Source organism: candidate division KSB1 bacterium (assembly GCA_034506395.1).
Taxonomy (GTDB): Bacteria; Zhuqueibacterota; Zhuqueibacteria; order Thermofontimicrobiales; family Thermofontimicrobiaceae; genus Thermofontimicrobium.
The window spans coordinates 152,656-171,446 of sequence record JAPDPQ010000009.1 but is presented as its reverse complement, the minus strand read 5'-3'; the positions used below and the strand labels follow the sequence as shown (position 1 = coordinate 171,446).

18 protein-coding genes and 1 pseudogene are annotated in these 18,791 nt (G+C 45.3%); 12 read left to right on the top strand and 7 right to left on the bottom strand.

All coding sequences use genetic code 11. The annotated features are described in order from the left end of the window. The 10 genes from ONB37_08260 to ONB37_08215 form a co-directional block, all read left to right on the top strand. Window positions 1-1,167 (top strand): Gfo/Idh/MocA family oxidoreductase (locus ONB37_08260; protein ID MDZ7400139.1); only part of this gene is annotated, 1,167 nt, incomplete at its 5' end. 358 nt (window positions 1,168-1,525) lie between these two features. Continuing rightward, window positions 1,526-1,789, top strand: a complete 264-nt coding sequence (locus ONB37_08255; protein ID MDZ7400138.1) for a hypothetical protein — start codon at window positions 1,526-1,528, stop codon at window positions 1,787-1,789. After that, window positions 1,758-2,474 carry a nucleotidyl transferase AbiEii/AbiGii toxin family protein gene (locus tag ONB37_08250; GenBank protein ID MDZ7400137.1) on the top strand — a complete coding sequence of 239 codons (717 nt, stop codon included), beginning with the start codon at window positions 1,758-1,760 and terminating at the stop codon, window positions 2,472-2,474. The genes ONB37_08255 and ONB37_08250 overlap by 32 nt, the downstream gene beginning before the upstream one ends. A gap of 287 nt (window positions 2,475-2,761) precedes the next feature. Beyond that, window positions 2,762-3,865, top strand: coding sequence for a glycoside hydrolase (locus tag ONB37_08245; GenBank protein ID MDZ7400136.1), 1,104 nt, complete (start codon window positions 2,762-2,764; stop codon window positions 3,863-3,865). A 143-nt stretch (window positions 3,866-4,008) separates the two neighbouring features. Beyond that, complete coding sequence (locus tag ONB37_08240; protein MDZ7400135.1) at window positions 4,009-4,320, top strand: hypothetical protein; 312 nt, start codon at window positions 4,009-4,011, stop codon at window positions 4,318-4,320. After that, on the top strand, window positions 4,317-4,562 hold the full coding sequence (locus ONB37_08235) for a hypothetical protein (protein ID MDZ7400134.1): 246 nt from the start codon (window positions 4,317-4,319) through the stop codon (window positions 4,560-4,562). The genes ONB37_08240 and ONB37_08235 overlap by 4 nt, the downstream gene beginning before the upstream one ends. Before the next feature lie 230 nt (window positions 4,563-4,792). Continuing rightward, entirely contained in the window at window positions 4,793-7,978 is a 3,186-nt protein-coding gene (locus ONB37_08230) for a DUF4981 domain-containing protein (protein ID MDZ7400133.1), read from the top strand. 183 nt (window positions 7,979-8,161) lie between these two features. Then, window positions 8,162-8,749, top strand: coding sequence for a Uma2 family endonuclease (locus ONB37_08225; GenBank protein ID MDZ7400132.1), 588 nt, complete (start codon window positions 8,162-8,164; stop codon window positions 8,747-8,749). Between the two features lie 128 nt (window positions 8,750-8,877). Further along, window positions 8,878-10,404 (top strand): cryptochrome/photolyase family protein, encoded by a 1,527-nt coding sequence (locus ONB37_08220; GenBank protein MDZ7400131.1) that lies wholly within the window; start codon window positions 8,878-8,880, stop codon window positions 10,402-10,404. Between the two features lie 105 nt (window positions 10,405-10,509). Then, window positions 10,510-11,253 (top strand): hypothetical protein, encoded by a 744-nt coding sequence (locus ONB37_08215; protein ID MDZ7400130.1) that lies wholly within the window; start codon window positions 10,510-10,512, stop codon window positions 11,251-11,253. Window positions 11,254-11,423: 170 nt separating this feature from the next. Here ONB37_08215 and ONB37_08210 read toward each other — a convergent pair whose 3' ends face one another. From ONB37_08210 to ONB37_08180, 7 genes are all read right to left on the bottom strand, one after another. Continuing rightward, window positions 11,424-12,176 (bottom strand): 1-acyl-sn-glycerol-3-phosphate acyltransferase, encoded by a 753-nt coding sequence (locus ONB37_08210; GenBank protein MDZ7400129.1) that lies wholly within the window; start codon window positions 12,174-12,176, stop codon window positions 11,424-11,426. A 29-nt stretch (window positions 12,177-12,205) separates the two neighbouring features. Next, window positions 12,206-13,090, bottom strand: coding sequence for a diacylglycerol kinase family lipid kinase (locus ONB37_08205; GenBank protein ID MDZ7400128.1), 885 nt, complete (start codon window positions 13,088-13,090; stop codon window positions 12,206-12,208). A 139-nt stretch (window positions 13,091-13,229) separates the two neighbouring features. Continuing rightward, window positions 13,230-14,081, bottom strand: a complete 852-nt coding sequence (locus ONB37_08200; protein MDZ7400127.1) for a zinc metallopeptidase — start codon at window positions 14,079-14,081, stop codon at window positions 13,230-13,232. A gap of 171 nt (window positions 14,082-14,252) precedes the next feature. Beyond that, on the bottom strand, window positions 14,253-14,390 hold the full coding sequence (locus tag ONB37_08195; GenBank protein ID MDZ7400126.1) for a hypothetical protein: 138 nt from the start codon (window positions 14,388-14,390) through the stop codon (window positions 14,253-14,255). Between the two features lies 1 nt (window position 14,391). Beyond that, complete coding sequence (locus ONB37_08190; GenBank protein ID MDZ7400125.1) at window positions 14,392-14,526, bottom strand: hypothetical protein; 135 nt, start codon at window positions 14,524-14,526, stop codon at window positions 14,392-14,394. Continuing rightward, window positions 14,526-14,819, bottom strand: coding sequence for a hypothetical protein (locus ONB37_08185; protein MDZ7400124.1), 294 nt, complete (start codon window positions 14,817-14,819; stop codon window positions 14,526-14,528). The genes ONB37_08190 and ONB37_08185 overlap by 1 nt, the downstream gene beginning before the upstream one ends. A gap of 89 nt (window positions 14,820-14,908) precedes the next feature. Then, window positions 14,909-16,489 (bottom strand): Na+:solute symporter, encoded by a 1,581-nt coding sequence (locus tag ONB37_08180; protein ID MDZ7400123.1) that lies wholly within the window; start codon window positions 16,487-16,489, stop codon window positions 14,909-14,911. A 398-nt stretch (window positions 16,490-16,887) separates the two neighbouring features. Here ONB37_08180 and rtcA point away from each other — a divergent pair, with 398 nt between their 5' ends. Further along, the gene (gene rtcA, locus ONB37_08175) at window positions 16,888-17,934 is read left to right on the top strand and encodes an RNA 3'-terminal phosphate cyclase (protein ID MDZ7400122.1); all 1,047 of its coding nucleotides are present in this window, start codon (window positions 16,888-16,890) and stop codon (window positions 17,932-17,934) included. A gap of 271 nt (window positions 17,935-18,205) precedes the next feature. After that, a pseudogene (locus ONB37_08170) lies at window positions 18,206-18,592 on the top strand (DoxX family protein). Window positions 18,593-18,791: the final 199 nt, after the last annotated feature.

The following is an 18,791-nucleotide window of genomic DNA, read 5'->3' as shown; positions in this document are numbered from 1 at the left end:
TCCAGCCATGTGGAAAATTTCTTGAAGATCGAAGGCGTGGAGGTCAAAGCCATCTGCGATATTGTGCCCGAAAAAGTTGAAAAAATGCAGCAGCGAGTAGTGGAAGCAGGTCAGCCCAAACCGACTGGGTATTCCCGTGGCAAGCGGGATTTCGAACGGATGTGTCAGGAGCAGGATCTGGATCTGGTTTTTACCTGCACGGGCTGGGAATGGCACGTCCCTGTCTGCGTCGCTGCGATGAAAAACGGCAAACATGCCGCCACTGAGGTGCCTGCGGCATTGACCATCGACGAATGCTGGGAACTGGTGGAGACGGCCGAGAAATATCAGAAGCACTGCGTGATGATGGAGAACTGCTGCTACGACCGCACCGAACTGATGATTTTCAATATGGTTCGTCAGGGACTATTCGGCGAGTTGCTTCATGCCGAATGTGGCTACTTGCATGATTTGCGGGAGTTGAAATTGAGCGATTTTTATGAAGAACGCTGGCGCATCAAATATTCCATCCAGCGCAATGCGGACCTATATCCCACCCATGGCCTGGGACCCGTGGCGCAGTGGCTGGACATCAATCGGGGCAATCAATTCGATTACCTGGTTTCCATGAGTTGCAATTCTCGGGGACTGAATCTTTATGCCGAAGCCAAATTTGGCCCCGACAGTCCCGAGGCCAAGCAGAAATACGCCCTGGGCGATGTCGTCAGCACGTTGATCCGCACCAAAAATGGCCAGACTATTCTGGTGACGCACGATACCAATCTGCCCCGACCATACAGCCGTCGCATCTTGCTGCAGGGAACCAAGGGTTTGGTGCAAAAATATCCCGAACAGAAAATCCATATCGAGGGTCGCAGCCCTGCTCATCGCTGGCAGAACCTGGAGGAATATGTGGCTGAATTTGAGCATCCCCTGTGGAAGCAAATGGAAGAAATGTCCCGAGGTGCAGGCCATGGCGGTATGGATTTCATCGAGGACTATCGCCTGGTGCAATGCCTGCGGGAAGGCCAGCCGACGGACATGAACGTCTACGATGCGGCAGCGCTGAGCGCTGTCACCGAACTGAGCGAACGCTCGATTGCCAACAAAAGCCGCTCGGTGGATTTTCCCGATTTCACCCGAGGAAAATGGAAAAACTGGCCGCCGCTGGGGATCATTGGGGCGTAGGGTCAGAATTGTAGTCACCTTGAAGGTGGGCTACATTTCATTGTGCTTCGACCGCAAATTTCGTTAATTATTCGAATTTCGCTAAAGATGGACTGGCGCAATTTGGCAAATTCGTGCAATTAGCTGTAAAAAAATTTTTATTGGAAATGTAGTCCACTTCAAAAGTGGACTACATTTGTTTAAAAAATAGTATTGCATTCCTATCGAAAAATGATTATAATAGGATCGCATTCCTAACAAAATTACGCTTCTTCGATAAAGATATTCAGTAACCATTTTCAAAGAGCATTTGATATTGTTTAATTGATTAACGCATGAAGGCTGTCGCTCATTATGAGCAAATAGAGTTGGGTGCGAGATGAAGCTGCAGGCGGTTTTTTGGGATTATCCCCAATTCCTTGATGAGAACTATCTGAATTCGACTCTCCATACAAAAAAGAACTCGGATATTTATTATTGGATCATGAATCGCTTCCTCGAACATGGTCGGGTGGTCGATGTATTGAAATTTTTCACGATCTATGAAATTTCTCAAAATTTAGACAGACTCAAACTGACTGATTATGCGACCAAGAAATGGAAACGGCTCATTGAAGTTTACAGCAACTTTGAAAGAAAATAAGAATTGCTATGCTTCAGCCACGCAGCGGGAAATCCTTATGGCGCTGGTCAACAAGAAAGTCCTTGGGGACAATTTTTTTCTGACTGGAGGCACTGCGCTGGCGGTGTTCTATTTGCATCATCGCCGATCGAATGATTTGGATTTTTTCACGCTCAGTTCAACTGATCTATCAGAAATCGATTTCTTTTTGAAATCCAATTGGAGAAACCAGTATAGTAAGATCAAAGAATCTGCAAATTTTCTCTCGGCGCTACTCAAAAATGTGAGAGTCGATTTTATGATTGATCCATTGTCGTTTGACGAGGAGCGGGAAAAGTATTTTCTCGACTCGAACTTGTTTCTATTGGTCGATACAGCACATAACATCGTCACAAATAAATTTTGTACAATAGCCAGCCGTATTGAGCCCAAAGATTTCATCGATTTCTATTTCATCAATAGAAAATTAAATATCTCGTCGCTTGAGGGGCTTTATGAGGATGCACGGAAAAAGGATGCCATCTTTGATGACCCACCAACGGTAGCCTATCAAATCGAACAGGGATTGAACTTCATTGAAAAGAATCCCAGTTTATTCCCCGAGCTTTTAATTGATTTTAGCAGCGATGATTTTTATCGTTTTTATCGGGAGAGCATCGATTGGATTTATCGAAAAATAAAATTGAAAATGAATAATCGAGGATGATATTATGGGGGAAAGCTTTCCTAAACCTCTGACGTTTAGGAAAGCCTACGTGGGGTCGCCCACATGTAACTGATTGATTGTAAAATTATCATAATTTGCCTTAACTTTGTTACAGAAGGTGGCTATTTTTTAACGGTCAACCCATGGCAGCAGTAAGTAGACGCTTTATAATTTTTTTGACTGCAAAAATAAACAATTCCATCGTCCCACTTATTCTCAGACTGCTCATTTTCATCTTTCCTTTTGGTTTGATCTCCTGTCAAAAATTAGACAGAAGTAACAGGCCAGTGCTTATCGATCATCAATTCTTAAAAAGTTCAGTTCCCCTGCCAGCAGCACTTACCATTCCAACAATTGATCTTACCCATCAAAACCATCGCCAAATAATCGTCGATAAAGAGTCAGGCCAATATCTCGGCCATCCGACCACGGTTTTACTGGAAGATGGAAAAACCATCATCGCTGTTTATCCCAAGGGCCATGGCCGAGGGCCGATCGTGATGAAAAAAAGCACCGATGGCGGCTTGACCTGGAGCGAGCGGCTGCCCGTGCCTGAAAATTGGGCGACGTCATTGGAAACTCCTACCATCCATCGGGTGATCGATCCACGGGGGAAGAAGCGGCTAATCCTATTTTCGGGGTTGTACCCTGCTCGAATGGCGGTTTCCGAAGACGATGGCGTGAGTTGGACGCCGCTGCAGCCAATTGGAGACTGGGGCGGGATCGTGGTCATGAGCAGCCTGGTCGAATTAAAAACTGGGAAACGACATTACCTAGCCATGTTTCACGACGATGGGCGATTTTTTCGGAAAGATGGGGTGGTGACCGATACCTTCACACTGTATCAGACGTTTTCCAAGGATGGAGGCCTTCATTGGTCGTTTCCTGTGGCGATTTTGAAAACAACCGAAGTTCATCTCTGCGAGCCTGGTGTGATCCGCTCTCCTGATGGGAAACAATTGGCTGCCCTGCTCCGAGAGAACCGCCGTGTCCGAAATTCATTTGTGATCTTTTCCAATGACGAAGGCAAAACATGGACGCCGCCTCGGGAGTTGCCCGCTTCCCTCACAGGCGATCGCCATACGGGAAAATATGCGCCCGATGGCCGATTGCTCATTTCGTTTCGGGATATGGCTCGTGAATCTCCCACCCAGGGCGATTGGGTCGCCTGGGTCGGCACGTATGACGATATTGTGAACGGCCGAGAAGGCCAATGCCGAGTGCGGCTGATGGATAATCATTACCAAGGGGATTGCGCCTATCCTGGGGTCGAAGTGCTGCCCGATGGGACGTTTGTGCTGACGACTTATGGCCATTGGATCGAGGGGGAGCCGCCGTTTATTGTGAGTGTGAGGGTGAAGCTGGAGGAGTTGGATCAAATCAAGCGTTAGATAAGCGTTCCTAAACCTCAAAGGTTTAGGAACGCTATTAACTATATTTGATCAATTACTCCATCCAGAAAACTACTATTGACTTTTAGATTATATTTTTTTATATTTGATTTGGATTTGTTTTGGCATTGGGAGATGAATTTATGGTTTGCGACGTTATAATTCACAAAAAGAAAGACAAGTATTTTGCAAGAATAAAAGATTGGCCAGAAATATCGGTAGAAGAAAACTCTCGAGATGAGGCGCTAACCCAGGTCAGATCAAAGTTTATTGACTATCTAACCAACAATGTTGAGTTAGTGCAAATTGAAATTCCTTTTCCGTCTCGAGCAGCCAACCCCTGGCTTGAGAAATTTGGCTGGTTTAAAAGCGATCCCACTTTCGATGACCTCCAATCTGAAATCGCTTCTTATCGTAATGAAATTGATAAGGAGATGAGGCAATCAGGCAAATGAGACTTTATGTATTAGACACCGATCATCTCAGCTTACATCAACGAGGGCACGAACCACTCAAATCCCGTCTACAAAAAATCTCACCTGAACAAATTGGTATCACTATCATTACTGTCGAAGAAATATTTAAAGGTCGCCTGGCGCAAGTCAGAAGAGCACAGCAGCCAGAAGATCGCTTGAAGGCCTATTTCTGGCTCTCTCGAACATTAGACTATCTTTGTGGCTTTGATGTGCTGATATAGGATGCACATGCTGAGGCTTACTTTCAAAAATTAAGAGAACAAAAAATCCGAATTGGTGTCCAGGATTTAAAGATCGCTGCCATCGTCTTGAGTCACGATGGTACTTTGGTGACTCGCAATGTGAATGATTTCAAAAATATCCCCTTATTAAAGATTGAAGACTGGTCTTGTTAACAATAAATTCTTCCTGAAAGCATTTTATCCATTCGAACAGACGAGGAGAACATTCTATGGATTCATTGCAATTCTGTTTCAAAATATTTCTTTCAGTTATGGTCGTTTCTCTTATTATTCTAAATGTCAACGCCTCTGCCACCGAACCAAACGACTGGGAAAATCCCCAGATCACCGCCATCAACACCGAGCCGCCACACTGCACGCTGATGCCTTATGAAAATACAATCAAAGCCATCGAAGGAAATCGCTTCGCCTCGAAATATTTCAAATCTCTCAACGGTAATTGGAAATTCCATTGGGTGAAGACGCCCGATGATCGTCCCCGAGATTTCTATAAATTAGATTTTGATGTCAGCCAGTGGAAAGAAATTCCCGTGCCCAGCAATTGGCAGATGCAGGGCTACGACATCCCGATCTATTTGAACATTCCGTACCCATTCGAAAATAATCCGCCGTTCATCCAGAAGCATTTCAATCCCGTGGGCTCGTATCGCACCGAATTTGAGATTCCTGCCGACTGGAAGGATCGCCAGGTGTTCATCCATTTCGATGGCGTGGAGTCGGCGTTCTACCTGTGGATCAATGGCGAGAAGGTCGGATTTAGCAAGGATAGCCGCACGCCTGCGGAGTTCAATATCACCAAATATCTTCGGCCTGGCAAAAATGTGCTGGCGGCCGAGGTCTATCGCTGGTCCGATGGCTCGTATCTGGAATGCCAGGATTTCTGGCGGCTGAGCGGCATTTACCGCAACGTCTATTTGTTCGCTACGCCGAACGTTCACATTCGGGATTTTGAAGTGAAATGTGATCTGGACGAAAAATATCAGGATGCCCTGCTCCACGTCACGGCGAAGGTCTGGAATTATGGCAAAGAGGCGTGTTGGAAGCCTGAGATCGAGGTGACGCTGTTGGATGCGAACCGCCAGCCCGTGGGTGCGGATGTTTTGATGAAGGGCAATAGCGTTTACATTCCACCAGGCGATGAGAGCATCATGAAAATGAAAGCCTTCGTCAAAAATCCGCTGAAATGGTCGGCGGAAATTCCGAATCTTTACACCGTGATTTTGACGCTAAAAGATAAAGATGGCCATATTCTGGAGATCGAAAGCTGTAAATTTGGCTTCCGCAAAGTGGAAATTAAAAATGGGCAACTATTGGTGAACGGCGTGCCCATCCTCATCAAAGGCGTCAATCGCCACGAGCACCATCCCGATACAGGGCATTACATTACGCTGGAATCGATGATCAAAGATATCCAATTGATGAAGCAGCACAACATCAATACGGTCCGCACCTGCCACTATCCCAACGATCCGCAGTGGTACGAGCTCTGCGACAAGTACGGGATTTATTTGATTGATGAAGCCAACATCGAATCGCACGGCATGGGCTATGATCCCGACAAGACCTTTGCCAACAGGCCTGAATGGAAGAAGGCGCACCTGGATCGCATTCAGCGCATGGTGGAGCGGGATAAAAATCATCCGTCAGTCATCATCTGGTCCATGGGCAACGAGGCGGGCGATGGCATCAATTTCGAAGCGGCCAGCGATTGGATCCACCATCGGGATCCGTCCCGACCCGTGCATTACGAGCGGGCGCAGCTCAGGCCGCACACCGATATCTATTGCCCCATGTACGCCCGCATCGAACATCTGGTCAAATACGCCAGCCAGAAGCAGGATCGGCCGCTGATTATGTGCGAGTACGCCCACGCCATGGGCAATTCGGTGGGCAATTTGCAGGACTATTGGGATGTAATCGAAAAGTACGATCATCTGCAGGGCGCTTCGGTCTGGGACTGGGTCGATCAGGGGATTCGGAAAAAAACGAAGGACGGCAGGGAATTCTATGCTTACGGCGGCGATTTCGGAGAGGAGCAGACCGATCGCAATTTCTGCTGCAACGGCTTGGTGCTGCCCGATCGCCAGATCACGCCCAAATTGTTAGAAGTGAAAAAGGTTTATCAGTACATCAAGTTCAAGCCCATTGATTTGAAGAATGGCAAGGTGGAAATTATCAATAAATACGATTTCAAAGATCTGAGCGATGTGGATATCCATTGGGAAATTCTGGCCGATGGCAAGCCGATCGATAAGGGATTGCTGTCGAATCCGAGGATTCTGCCCAAAGAGAGCCGCATTGTCACGGTCGATCTGTCAAAGATCAAGCCCGAGCCAGGCGTCGAATATTTTCTCAATTTCAGCGCCAGGACAACTGAGGCCCAGCCGTTGGTTCCCGCTGGCTATGAGATCGCTTATGAGCAATTCCAATTGCCTATCGAAGCGAAAACCGTGGAAACCACAAAAACCTCTCCGCCCAAGTTGACATTCAGCCAGTCGGATCAAGCGATCCGTGTCGCTGGCAAAGATTTCCAGCTTGTGTTTGATAAAACGAAAGGGACAATTTCCTCATTCAAATTTCAAGGTGCAGAGCTGATCATGTCTGGTCCTGAGCCGAACTTCTGGCGGGCGCCGACGGACAATGATTTCGGCAATGGGATGCAGAAGCGCTGTGCCGTCTGGCGATATGCGGGTCGGGATCGCACTATCACTGATGTTCAGGTGGAACAGATTTCTGATTCTGAAATTAAGGTTTCATTCAACTTTGATTTGAAAGAGGCCGAATCGAACCATCGAACCAGTTACACCGTTCTGGGCAGCGGTGATGTGATCGTGGACAATCATTTCACACCAGGGAAAAAGGAACTGCCCGAGCTACCCCGCTTCGGCATGACGATGTCCATTCCAAAAGGCTACGACCGAGTCGTCTGGTACGGCCGAGGTCCGCATGAAAATTATTGGGATCGCAAGACCAGCGCATTGGTTGGCATCTATCGCAGCACGGTTCGAGAGCTGTTCGAGCCGTACATCAGCCCGCAGGAGAACGGCTACCGCACCGATGTCCGCTGGGTCGCTTTTTTGAATGACAAAGGCAATGGTTTGCTCGCCGTGGGATTGCCGCTGATCTGCTTCTCCGCCCTGCATTACACCAATGAAGACCTGACTCAGCAGAGCCGTGGCACCATGCACCCAACCGACCTGAAAGAGCGGGATTTTGTGTTTCTCAATCTGGATTACAAACAGATGGGGGTCGGCGGCGATGATTCCTGGGGCGCCCGCCCGCATCCCGAATACACGTTGGCCGCGCAGGAATATTCGTATCGGTTTCGGTTGACGCCTGTGATGAAGAAGGATGATTTGATGGAAGTGAGTAAAACCCAATCGATTTTGAAATAGCTGCTTTATGCAAGATGGAGGCCATTTCTAGAATGGTCTCCATCTTTTTCTTCAATTATTAATTCAATTTCATTTTATATGATTGCTCTTACAAAGATGCGATAGAATTTTAATTGACTTTATCCCCAATTTCATTTATATTCTGACGGTCTCAATTTCAAATCCAACAATGAGGTATAACCCATGGAACAGCTTGCCGAAAAGAAATATTATTCTCCTGAAGAATATTTAGCCCTGGAAGAAACAGCGGAATATAAAAGTGAGTACTATCGGGGTGAAATTTTTGCCCTGGCTGGAACATCTGTCAATCATAACCAGATTATAGTGAATACGGTAAGCAAACTAAGCAACCGTTTGGATGAAAAATGTAGGGCTTTTACAACGGATGTACGACTATGGATTGACGAAAAGGACCTATTCACCTATCCCGACATCATGATTGTCTGTGGCAAAATTGAATTCTATCCTGGTCGAGATGATACTATCACCAATCCATTGGTCATTATCGAAGTCCTGTCTGAATCGACGAAAAATTATGATCGAGGGGAGAAGTTCGTTTTCTATCGAGCCATTCCTTCATTTAAAGAATATATATTGATCGATCAATACACAGTGCATGTTGAGCATTTTTACATCGGCGAGCAAGGCAAATGGGTCTTAACCGAGTATGATAATCCTGATGACATTTTGAAATTCACCAAAATCGATTTTCAAATTTCACTGCGGGAAATTTATCATCGGGTTGAATTGCCAACGTCTAGCTCATCGTAAAGGCCATTCTGACAAAGATTAGAATAGATATAAAATTTCGTGAAATTTGATTAACACTTAATAAAAGCAAGCATCAGCTTCACGACGCGCTCATGATTTGATAAACATGGAAAAAGAAAATCAACGCTATGATTTTGCGTCTCATCTTGGGCGACCAGCTCAATCCCAATCACTCTTGGTTCAAAACAGTTGATCAACAGGTGCTTTATGTGATGATGGAAGTTCGACAAGAGACCGATTATGTCATGCATCATATTCAGAAGGTCCTAGCATTTTTTGCAGCCATGCGCGATTTTGCCAAGCAACTGAGTGATAGGGGCCATCGAATATTATATTTGAAATTAGATGATCCAGATAACACCCAATCGATCCCGCAGAATCTCTCTCGATTGATCTCACAATACAATATCAACCGCTTCGAATACCAATTGCCCGATGAATATCGCCTGAATCAGCAATTGCACGATTTCTGTGATTCGCTTACGATTCCCTCAAAGGCATCGGATACGGAGCACTTCCTGTCAAGTCGCGAGGACGTGGCCAATCATTTTCGCGGGAAAAAGTCTTATTTGTTGGAATCGTTTTATCGGATGATGAGGAAACGGTACGGTTTGCTGATAGAGAATAATCAACCCATTGGAGGGGTTTGGAATTTCGATCCTGAGAATCGAGCTCCATACGATAAAAAAGTGCCTGTCCCATCGCCGATTGTTTTTCGGAATGATATTCGAGAACTGAACACATTATTGGCCAAATCAAATGTTAAAACTTTTGGTGAATGCGGCGATGAACTGATCTGGCCGATTAATCGCAAACAAGCGATAGAAGTTCTGACCTTTTTCATTGAACGATGCTTGCCCTATTTCGGCCGCTATCAAGATGCGATGAACAAAGCGCACTGGTCCATGTTTCATTCCCGTTTATCATTTGCGCTGAACACCAAGATGCTGCATCCGATGGAAGTGGTGGAATCGGCGCTCGAAGTCTGGGAACAAAATAAAACTAAAATCGGCCTCCCGCAGATCGAGGCGTTTGTGCGTCAGATCATTGGGTGGCGTGAGTATATGCGCGGTGTCTACTGGGCGCATATGCCTGATTATGCAGATCAAAATTTTTTTGGGCATTATCGTCACCTGCCGCATTATTATTGGGACGGTGACACGAAAATGCAATGTCTCCGTTTTTGCATCGGACAATCGCTGCGATATGCCTATGCTCATCACATTCAACGTCTAATGATAACTGGCAACTTTGCCCTGTTGGCAGGAATTCATCCAGACGAAGTCGATGCATGGTACCTGGGAGTTTACATCGATGCAATTCAATGGGTCGAGATCACCAACACCCGAGGGATGAGCCAATTTGCAGATGCAGGCCTTGTAGCAACCAAACCATATATCTCCACTGCAAAATACATTCAAAAAATGAGCGATTATTGCGTTGGTTGCTTTTATGATCCGAATAAGAAATATGGCGAGAGAGCTTGTCCTTTCAATAGCCTTTACTGGTCATTCTATGAGCGGCATCGGGATAAACTCGCCCATAATCCTCGAATAGCCATGATGTATCGCCTGCTCGATCGTTTTTCTGCTGAGGAACGGGCCAAAATTTTGAAACAAGCGAACGAATACCTTAACGCCATTGAAGAATTGTAGCATCGAGCCCAAAACATGATAATCAGCAAAATCTTTGTACCAGAAAAAAAATGGACGACAATTATTGTGAACCAGTCAAAATTAAAATTCAGTGAGGGAAGTAAAATGCATAAATCACCGAAATTTTTATTCATTCTTGTTCTTCAATTTTGGACGGCAACATCACTCATGGCGCAATTTCAGATTGACTTCGAGACTGGTGCTGTATTTAGCGGGTACAACGATGTCCGTATCCCAGGTGATGGCGGGACACTATTCTCGTTATCTGAGGAACTCACCATCGATCCATCGGTCTTCTTTCGGGCAAGAATATTTTACGATTTCAACCCAAAGCATCATTTGGGCTTACTAATTGCCCCATTATCTCTGAATTCCACTGGTCAATTGGACCGTGAATTGGTTTTTCAAGGTAAACTGTTCCCAGCCAATACTCCTCTGGACGCAACATATCGGTTTAATTCCTATCGATTGATATACCGTTATGATTTTCTGAGAAAGGAGCGATTGAAATTGGGAGTTGGCTTCACTGCTAAAATTCGCGATGCAGAGATCAGCGTCCGTGGCAATGGAATTGAGGGCAAGAAAACGAATGTGGGATTCGTTCCGATCGTCCATTTCAGACTGCTATGGAATTTTTATGATCGTTTTGGTCTATTATTGGATGGGGATGCGCTTGCAGCTCCGCAGGGGAGGGCAGAGGATGTCATGGCGGCGCTCAGCTATCAATTGTCAAATCGCGCCCATCTGAAATTCGGATATCGCGCGCTCGAAGGCGGAGCGGACAATGATATAGTCTATAATTTTGCTTTGCTCCATTATGCACTTATTGGCCTCATCTTTAAGCTATAGATCAAATCAATTTTTCGCAGATTTTCCAAGTTGAAGAATCATAAATCAACTGATAATTTTCTGAGAGCTGGGAAAATGAATTGCTCGCGGGATAGTGCAAAAGAAATGAGCGAGTGATGGATGAAATTTTTTATCATGAGATGTTTTGCAAACCCAATTTGATGGATTCACTATGATTCATATTGATCGATGAGTTGCTGCATTTTATTTCGAACCAAATCACGAAGCTGCTGGCTGGTCAACGATTGGAACGTCTCTGGATGAATGACATCCCCGATGACGAATTTTACAGTCCCTGGTTGAATTAGCCAATGATTGACGCGTTTAATTTGAAAAGCGCCGATCATCACGGTGGGAACAATCGGTGCATCAGACTTTTTGGCGAGGAGAAACGGACCGCGCATAAATGGCAGTAATCGTCCGTCTTTGGTGCGATGTCCTTCTGGTAGAATGATGATCGATGTACCTTCGCACAGAGCGGCTCGGGCTTGTTCCAGGCTCTTCAATGCGCTCGTCACCCGGCTTTGACTAATAGGGATATTGCCGAACCGAGTGATCACTTTGCCCCAAATGGGCCAATGGAAATGCTCATCCAGTTCCACGCCTCGGGCAAAATTTGGAATGTAGCCGTAGAGCAAAAAAACGTCGAAAATGTTGACATGATTGGACATGAATAGGTAGGTTTTCTGGGGATCAATTTTTTCTAAGCCAATGACATCGACCTTGATGAAAATCGATCGCAAAAATGCCCGACAGAGCCATTTGACAAAGCGATCGTATTGACGAGGCTTAAAAATCAAGGTTACAGCAATCACAATAATGGCTAATAAAAAGAAATTCACCGCGCCAATTGCCCAAAGCAATGCTGAGATCAAGTATTTTATGAGTTGAAATTGCTTCATCCCAGAAATTGATACAACCAAATCCCACCCAATTTCCGAAATCCATAGCTTCAGCAAAACATGCTGATCTTACTTGGAAAAATAGAAACCTCAATCGGGGTCGTCCCAAACACTTCCCCGTCTGGGGTCAGCTTCTGTGCCGGCTCTGAGGCAACTTTGATCTGCCGACCTCGAAAAGTTTCCACGCAGGATTCATTCACATGGGTTCCCTTGAAGATTTGAGGAAAAATCGTCAATAGTTTGGTCCGAGAGATTTTGTTGAGCAAAATGATGTCCAAAAAACCATCATCGATCTTCGCATTGGGCGCCATGATCATATTGCCACCAGTTTTGGTGGAATTGCAGATCTCAATGAAGATCGCATCTCGATGATATACCTTGCCGTCAATAATTATTTCGGTCGGCAGAGACTTCAATAGTGCGACTTCTTCAAAAACGCCCAAAACGTAACTTGCGGCGCCGAGCGCTTTGTACTTCTTGGCTCGATGGGCGACATTCGCCACAAATCCTGTGCCCAGCAAATTAATGAAATAATGCTCTCCTTCTGGATGTCTGAACCATCCGACATCGACCTTTTTAGTCCTGCCAGCGGCGATTTTCGCAACCGCATCTTCGATGCTATGAATCGCCAAATCTCGGATAAATGAATTGCCTGTACCGACGGGGATCTGTCCGATGGGGATGGCGAGATTCGAATGCTGTTTCAGCAAGCCATTCACCACTTCAAACAGCGTACCGTCCCCTCCGACAGCGACAATTCCATCGTATTTGGATGGTTCTACTTGTTGGGCTAATTGGATGGCGTGTCCCGCAAATTCCGATACCAGAAGATCATAACTGATATCATGTTTTTTCAAAAAAAGATCTGCTCGCTGGAGCGCTGCAATGCCTTTGTTTTTCCCAGCAACCGGGTTCAAAATCAGCAATATCTTCATGCAAAAGGCACCTGAGATTCAGATTGAAAGCCCTGAGCCAATTAGGAATGAAAGAAACTCCGAAATGTCATGGATAGCATCATTTGGATTGCAAGATTGACCCGAAAATAAGTTTTGAGTGTTAAATTGATTGGCGAGATCACAGAAAATCCGCGTTAAAAGTATCGCCTTGATTGATATCTCCGGTTTTGAAGCCCTTCATGAACCATCGAACGCGTTGCTCTGATGTCCCATGGGTAAACGCATCTGGGACTACATAACCCTGGGTTCGTTTCATGATCCGATCATCTCCGACTGCGCTTGCAGCGTTCATCGCTTCTTCCACATCGCCCTCTTCTAAAATATTATGCAATTTTTGAGCATGATGGGCCCAAACGCCAGCCAGAAAATCTGCTTGCAATTCCAGTCGAACCAGGTACTGATTGAATTGGCGCTGACTCATGCGGTTGCGCATCGCCATGACTCGGTCATTGATGCCGAGCAAATTCTGGACATGATGTCCAATCTCATGGGCAATGACATAGGCCATGGCAAAATCGCCAGGTGCTTCAAAGCGCTGTTGCAGCTCTCGGAAAAACGAAAGATCGATGTAGACTTTCTCGTCCCCTGGACAATAGAACGGTCCAGTTGCGGCACTGGCATAACCGCAGGCGGATTGAACTGCTTCTGAGAACAAGACAAGCTTGGGCTCTCGATATGCAAGACCCTGCCGGCGGAACAGTTCATGCCAAACATCCTCGGTGTCGCCCAATACCACACCGACGAATTGAGCCAGCTCGTTCTCCTCTGCTGTCCCCTGATATTGCGATACCGAACTTTGATCTCCAACTGGCTGCAGATTATTTAGCAGCTCTAATGGATTGCCACCAAACAACAGCCAGACGATCAGGACCAAAATAATCGTGCCACAGCCGCCACCAGCGATCCTACGGGTGGTCTGGCCGCGCCGATCTTCAATATTGGTGCTCTGCCTTCTCCCAATCCAGCGCATGGCTTTTTCCTCCCTGATGTTTGATAATCATCATTGATGAGGAATAACATCATTTGTTATCGATGCTCATCAAATCAGACAATAAAATAGAAATAAAGCTACAGATAAATGACCAATAATTTTGTCAGCATTGTGGCATCCTTCAAAATTGCCATTGATCATAGCGAGCCATTAATGCTTTGCGGAAAAATGCTTATATAAGAGCCAGGTCACCACGAACGATATGATAAAAATGAGAGTTGGGATTACGATGCCGTGAATCGTTCCACCGACCCGGGCAGCTAATAAAATCAGAGGCATGACCGTCATTTTACGCTTCCTTCTTTCTTGGTGAAGTTGAACCTTTATGCTTTCGGTACGAGACCCACGCGATGATCAAACCCAAAAATGATGCCAATAGAGCCATAAGCATCCCGATGGTAAACATGATAATTTTGGTGTTCATCAATCTTCCTCCCATTTGACACTTTTTTCCAACTGGATGAGATATTCTTTCTGCTTTTGCTCATAGTCAGCAGAGATTACCTTTAACTTGGGGTTGATGATCCAGAACATGATCAGGCAAGCGACAAATCCAGCAGCGAGCGTAATAAATCCGATCGGTAGCAACAGAAACGATAGCGCTGTCCCGATAGTTAATAGAACATAAGAAAGCACAGCAAAGATACAAGCGAAAAGATCCTCTTTTGTCCATTCATCAGCCTCTGCTGCTGTCCAACTCCGTTTGATAAAAGCCATTATATTCCTCCGTTTCTCAACGTTTAAATTTCGATCTTTAATTCCTCAGAAGGATTAATTGATAGGCCGTTCGATCAATTGATTTCCAATTAGCTTGTTTTCAGCTCTTTGGTTAACAGCCCTCGACGTTCAGCCTCTTTCCGGACTGGCCCCCACCAGCCGAGCGGTTTGGACATCACATAGTATTTGACCAAACGATCCATGTTCTCTGGCGGAGTGAGCAAAGTGACCGGGATGTAGATCAACGCCATCAAGACAACCAATAACCAGAATTGTTCAAAATCTTTGAGCTTGGGCATGACCCCGATCTCAGGAAGGATCCAAACGATCAACCAACTGATGCTGAGATTGGCGATCCAAGCGGAGAGGTAGCCCCATGAATTAAAGCGCCACCAGATCACTTGGAGGATGTTCGGCAACCAGACACCAGCGGCCATGATCCATAGGGCAAATATTAGCCAATTGGTGATCTCCTCCATCATTAATCCGTAGACGAACGATCCCAATAATAATAGCACAGTGGCTATTCTTCCCACAAGGATCAATTTTTGTGGTGACGCCTTGGGATTGATGTAATGATGATATAAGTCTCGAGTGAAATACATGGCTCCGAGATTCAATTGCGTCGCAATGGTGGAGAGATGAATGGCTACGATGGCCGCGAAGAAGAATCCGATCATGCCCACGGGAAGAGATTCGAAGCCCAGTCGGAACCAACCTAACTCATACTCTTTGGTTTCGTTAATATTGGGATAAAGCACAAAGAAACCGAGGATCGCAGCAGCCCAGATGGCATTGCGCGTTAATACCAGAGCTGTGCCACCCCAAATGCTATAGGATGCATCGCGAACTGTCTTGGCGCTTTGAATACGTTGGGCTTCGGTGTACCAATCGATGGCTGTGCCCATGCCCACTCCACCGATAATGGCCACCACAAACATCGTAATGAACCACGCAGGGGTAAAATCAGCAGTGAAATGGAATGGATTCAGTCGCCAAGCTTGTCCAAGTTCTCCTAACTTAGCAATAATCTGTCCCGGTCCACCGGCATAAATAATGCCCCAGATAGAGACAATCACGATGGCTAAAAACGCGATGACACCTTGCTGAAAATCTGCCATCACGACCCCCCAATATCCAGCGGCCGTGACATATATTGCGCAGACTGCCGAAAATACGATCAATCCGATCCAATTCGGCCAGCCAAAGGCATAGTTACAAACTTTTCCCATGGCAATACCAACCCAGCCGAGGATGAACATGTTCATGAAGATCTGCCAACCAGCGACCCAACCGCGGAGCAGTTCTGCCCCCAATCCACTAAATCGCAAGGTCTGCCACTCCGCTTGCGAATAGGCGAGCGAGCGACGAAATATCCGAGTCGAAACAAATGCTGAGACCGCGCACCATGCAGAAAAAAAAGTGTACCACAGCCCTGCCAAACCGTGTTTATAAATCACACCAGTCACCCACATGGGCGTATCAGTGGCAGTATGCGTGGCATAGACGGATGTTGCCGGCAGCCACCAGGGCAACCCACGACCAGCCAAAAAGAAATCGGCTTCAGAACGCTTCCCTAATCGATAAAACAAAGCGCCGCAGCCGATCATCAAGATCAAAAACAGAATCATCCACACCCAATCCAGTAACGCAAATTGAACCTGACCCATGCAGTAGTCCTCCAATTCGAATTATTTTTTAAAAAATTTTAAATGGAAGGCTAAATATATTTTGATAATTTTTAAAAGTCAAGCAAAAATTTGGCTTTGCTCTTTTCAACGTCACACAAATCAAAAAAACTCTCACCAAAAATTTGGTGATCAACCTGAATCCATGGAATATGATACCGTGAGATGTTCATTGAAGAAATGTGTTGCATTTTATGCTGGGAATGATAATATTTATTGCAGTCGAGACGCCTGCTTTACTGGAATTTCCTGGCAAATAGATATTGATTTCGTTCTTTAAAGTCATTAGACGAGGTGAGAGTCATCGTTTCCGCGGGCTCTAAAAATTAAAAATCGCGCGATGAGAAAGCAAAGATTTGAAAATTGTTTCGGAGTTGAACATGATCCAGATTGATGGTTCTTTTGGAGAAGGTGGGGGACAAGTGCTGCGAACATCGCTGACATTATCATTGATCACTGGCGAGCCATTTGAGATTTATAATATCCGAGCCAAACGCAAACGGCCGGGATTGCAGCCTCAGCACCTGAAATGCGTTGAAGCTGCGCGATTAATCAGTAATGGCGCGACTAAGGGCGAAAAAATAGGCTCCACTCATTTAATCTTTGAGCCAGGAGCTGTGAGACCTGGAGAATATCAGTTTGACATTGGTACGGCTGGGTCCACAAGTCTGGTGCTCCATACTGTTTATTTGCCGCTGGCGCTGTCTAACGGCCCTTCAAGTTTATGCATCACTGGTGGCACCCATGTCCCATGGAGCCCGTGTTTTCATTATCTCACCCATCAATGGCTCCTATATCTCAAAAAGATTGGCTTTCATTTGAAGCTCTTTTTGGATCGAGCTGGATTCTATCCAGTAGGAGATGGAAAAATACGTGCAGAGATTGCGCCAGCAGAAAAGCTCAACTCACTTCAATTAATAAACCGTGGGAATCTGAAGAACCTCACGGGCATTTCTGCAATTGCGAACCTCGATATTTCCATCGCCGAGCGTCAGCGCAATCAATCCTTAAAAAGATTGGAGCGTTTGGGCTATTCAGCAGAAATTGCCATCGAACGATTAGAATCGCGGCACAAAGGCACAATGATGCTCTTGCGCGCTCATTTTGAGGGAGGAAGCGGGTGTTTTACTGCGCTGGGAGAAATTAGAAAACGTGCAGAACAAGTGGCAGATGAAGCCGTTTCCGAATTGGAGGAATATCTCGCTTCGGAAGGATGCCTTGATAAATATCTGGCTGACCAATTGATCTTGCCGCTGGCGGTCGTAAATGGAACTTCAGAATTCACGGTATCGAAAGTTACCAATCATTTACTGACCAATATGACAGTGGTTCAAAAATTTTTAGATATTCAAGCTACGATAGAGGGAAGTATTGGTGAGACAGGAATCGTAACACTCGTTGTCGGGCCAAAAAGGACCAAAAATTGAGAACCCATACATTTTTTCACTCATCGCCGACTTTCTGAAATTGAGGTTGCGCTTTACAAAAAGAGAAGAGCTTGTGAGATATTATCAATAATAACCTTCAATGAACGAAGATTCGATCGCTTGAATTCAATTGAAAGGCATTTATGGCGGCATTTGCGTAGTGAACTAATTTTAGCTTCATTGGCATAAATGACAAAAAAATCCCGAAGTCGGCCATAACAAAAAATATACAATCAGATAAAAACAATCAAAATCAAATGAGGAGGAAAGAAATATGAAAAATGCAATTATTTTTGTAGGTCGAATCTTATTGACATTGATTTTTTTCCTTTCTGGCATCCAAAAAATCCCCAATTTCAATGGAACGAAACAATATATGGCTGCTGCTGGAATGCCGCTAACTGACTTATTTTTAGTAGCGGCTATCATAATTGAAATTGTGGGAGCCATTCTCATATTCATCGGTTTCAAAACCAAATGGGCTGCTTTAGCACTAATTATCTTCATGATCCCAGTAACCTTAATTTTCCACACCAATTTTGCCGATCAAATTCAGATGATCATGTTCATGAAGAATCTATCCATGCTCGGCGGCTTGCTCCTACTAGCAGCTTACGGGGCCGGCAACTGGAGCTTGGATGGGAAAATGAAAAAGTAGATCTTTTCAGATTTAATATACTAAACCTGCGTCTTTTTCATTTGGTAACTTTTGGTTCAAAACTGCAACGTCCAGACTATTTTAATGTGCGGCAAATGTGGGATGAAAAAATTATTTTAAATTAAATATCACTCTCATCTCACATTTGCCCGTCTAAATTTAATCCTTCGTTCTACCATCTTCGGGACGTAAATCCCTT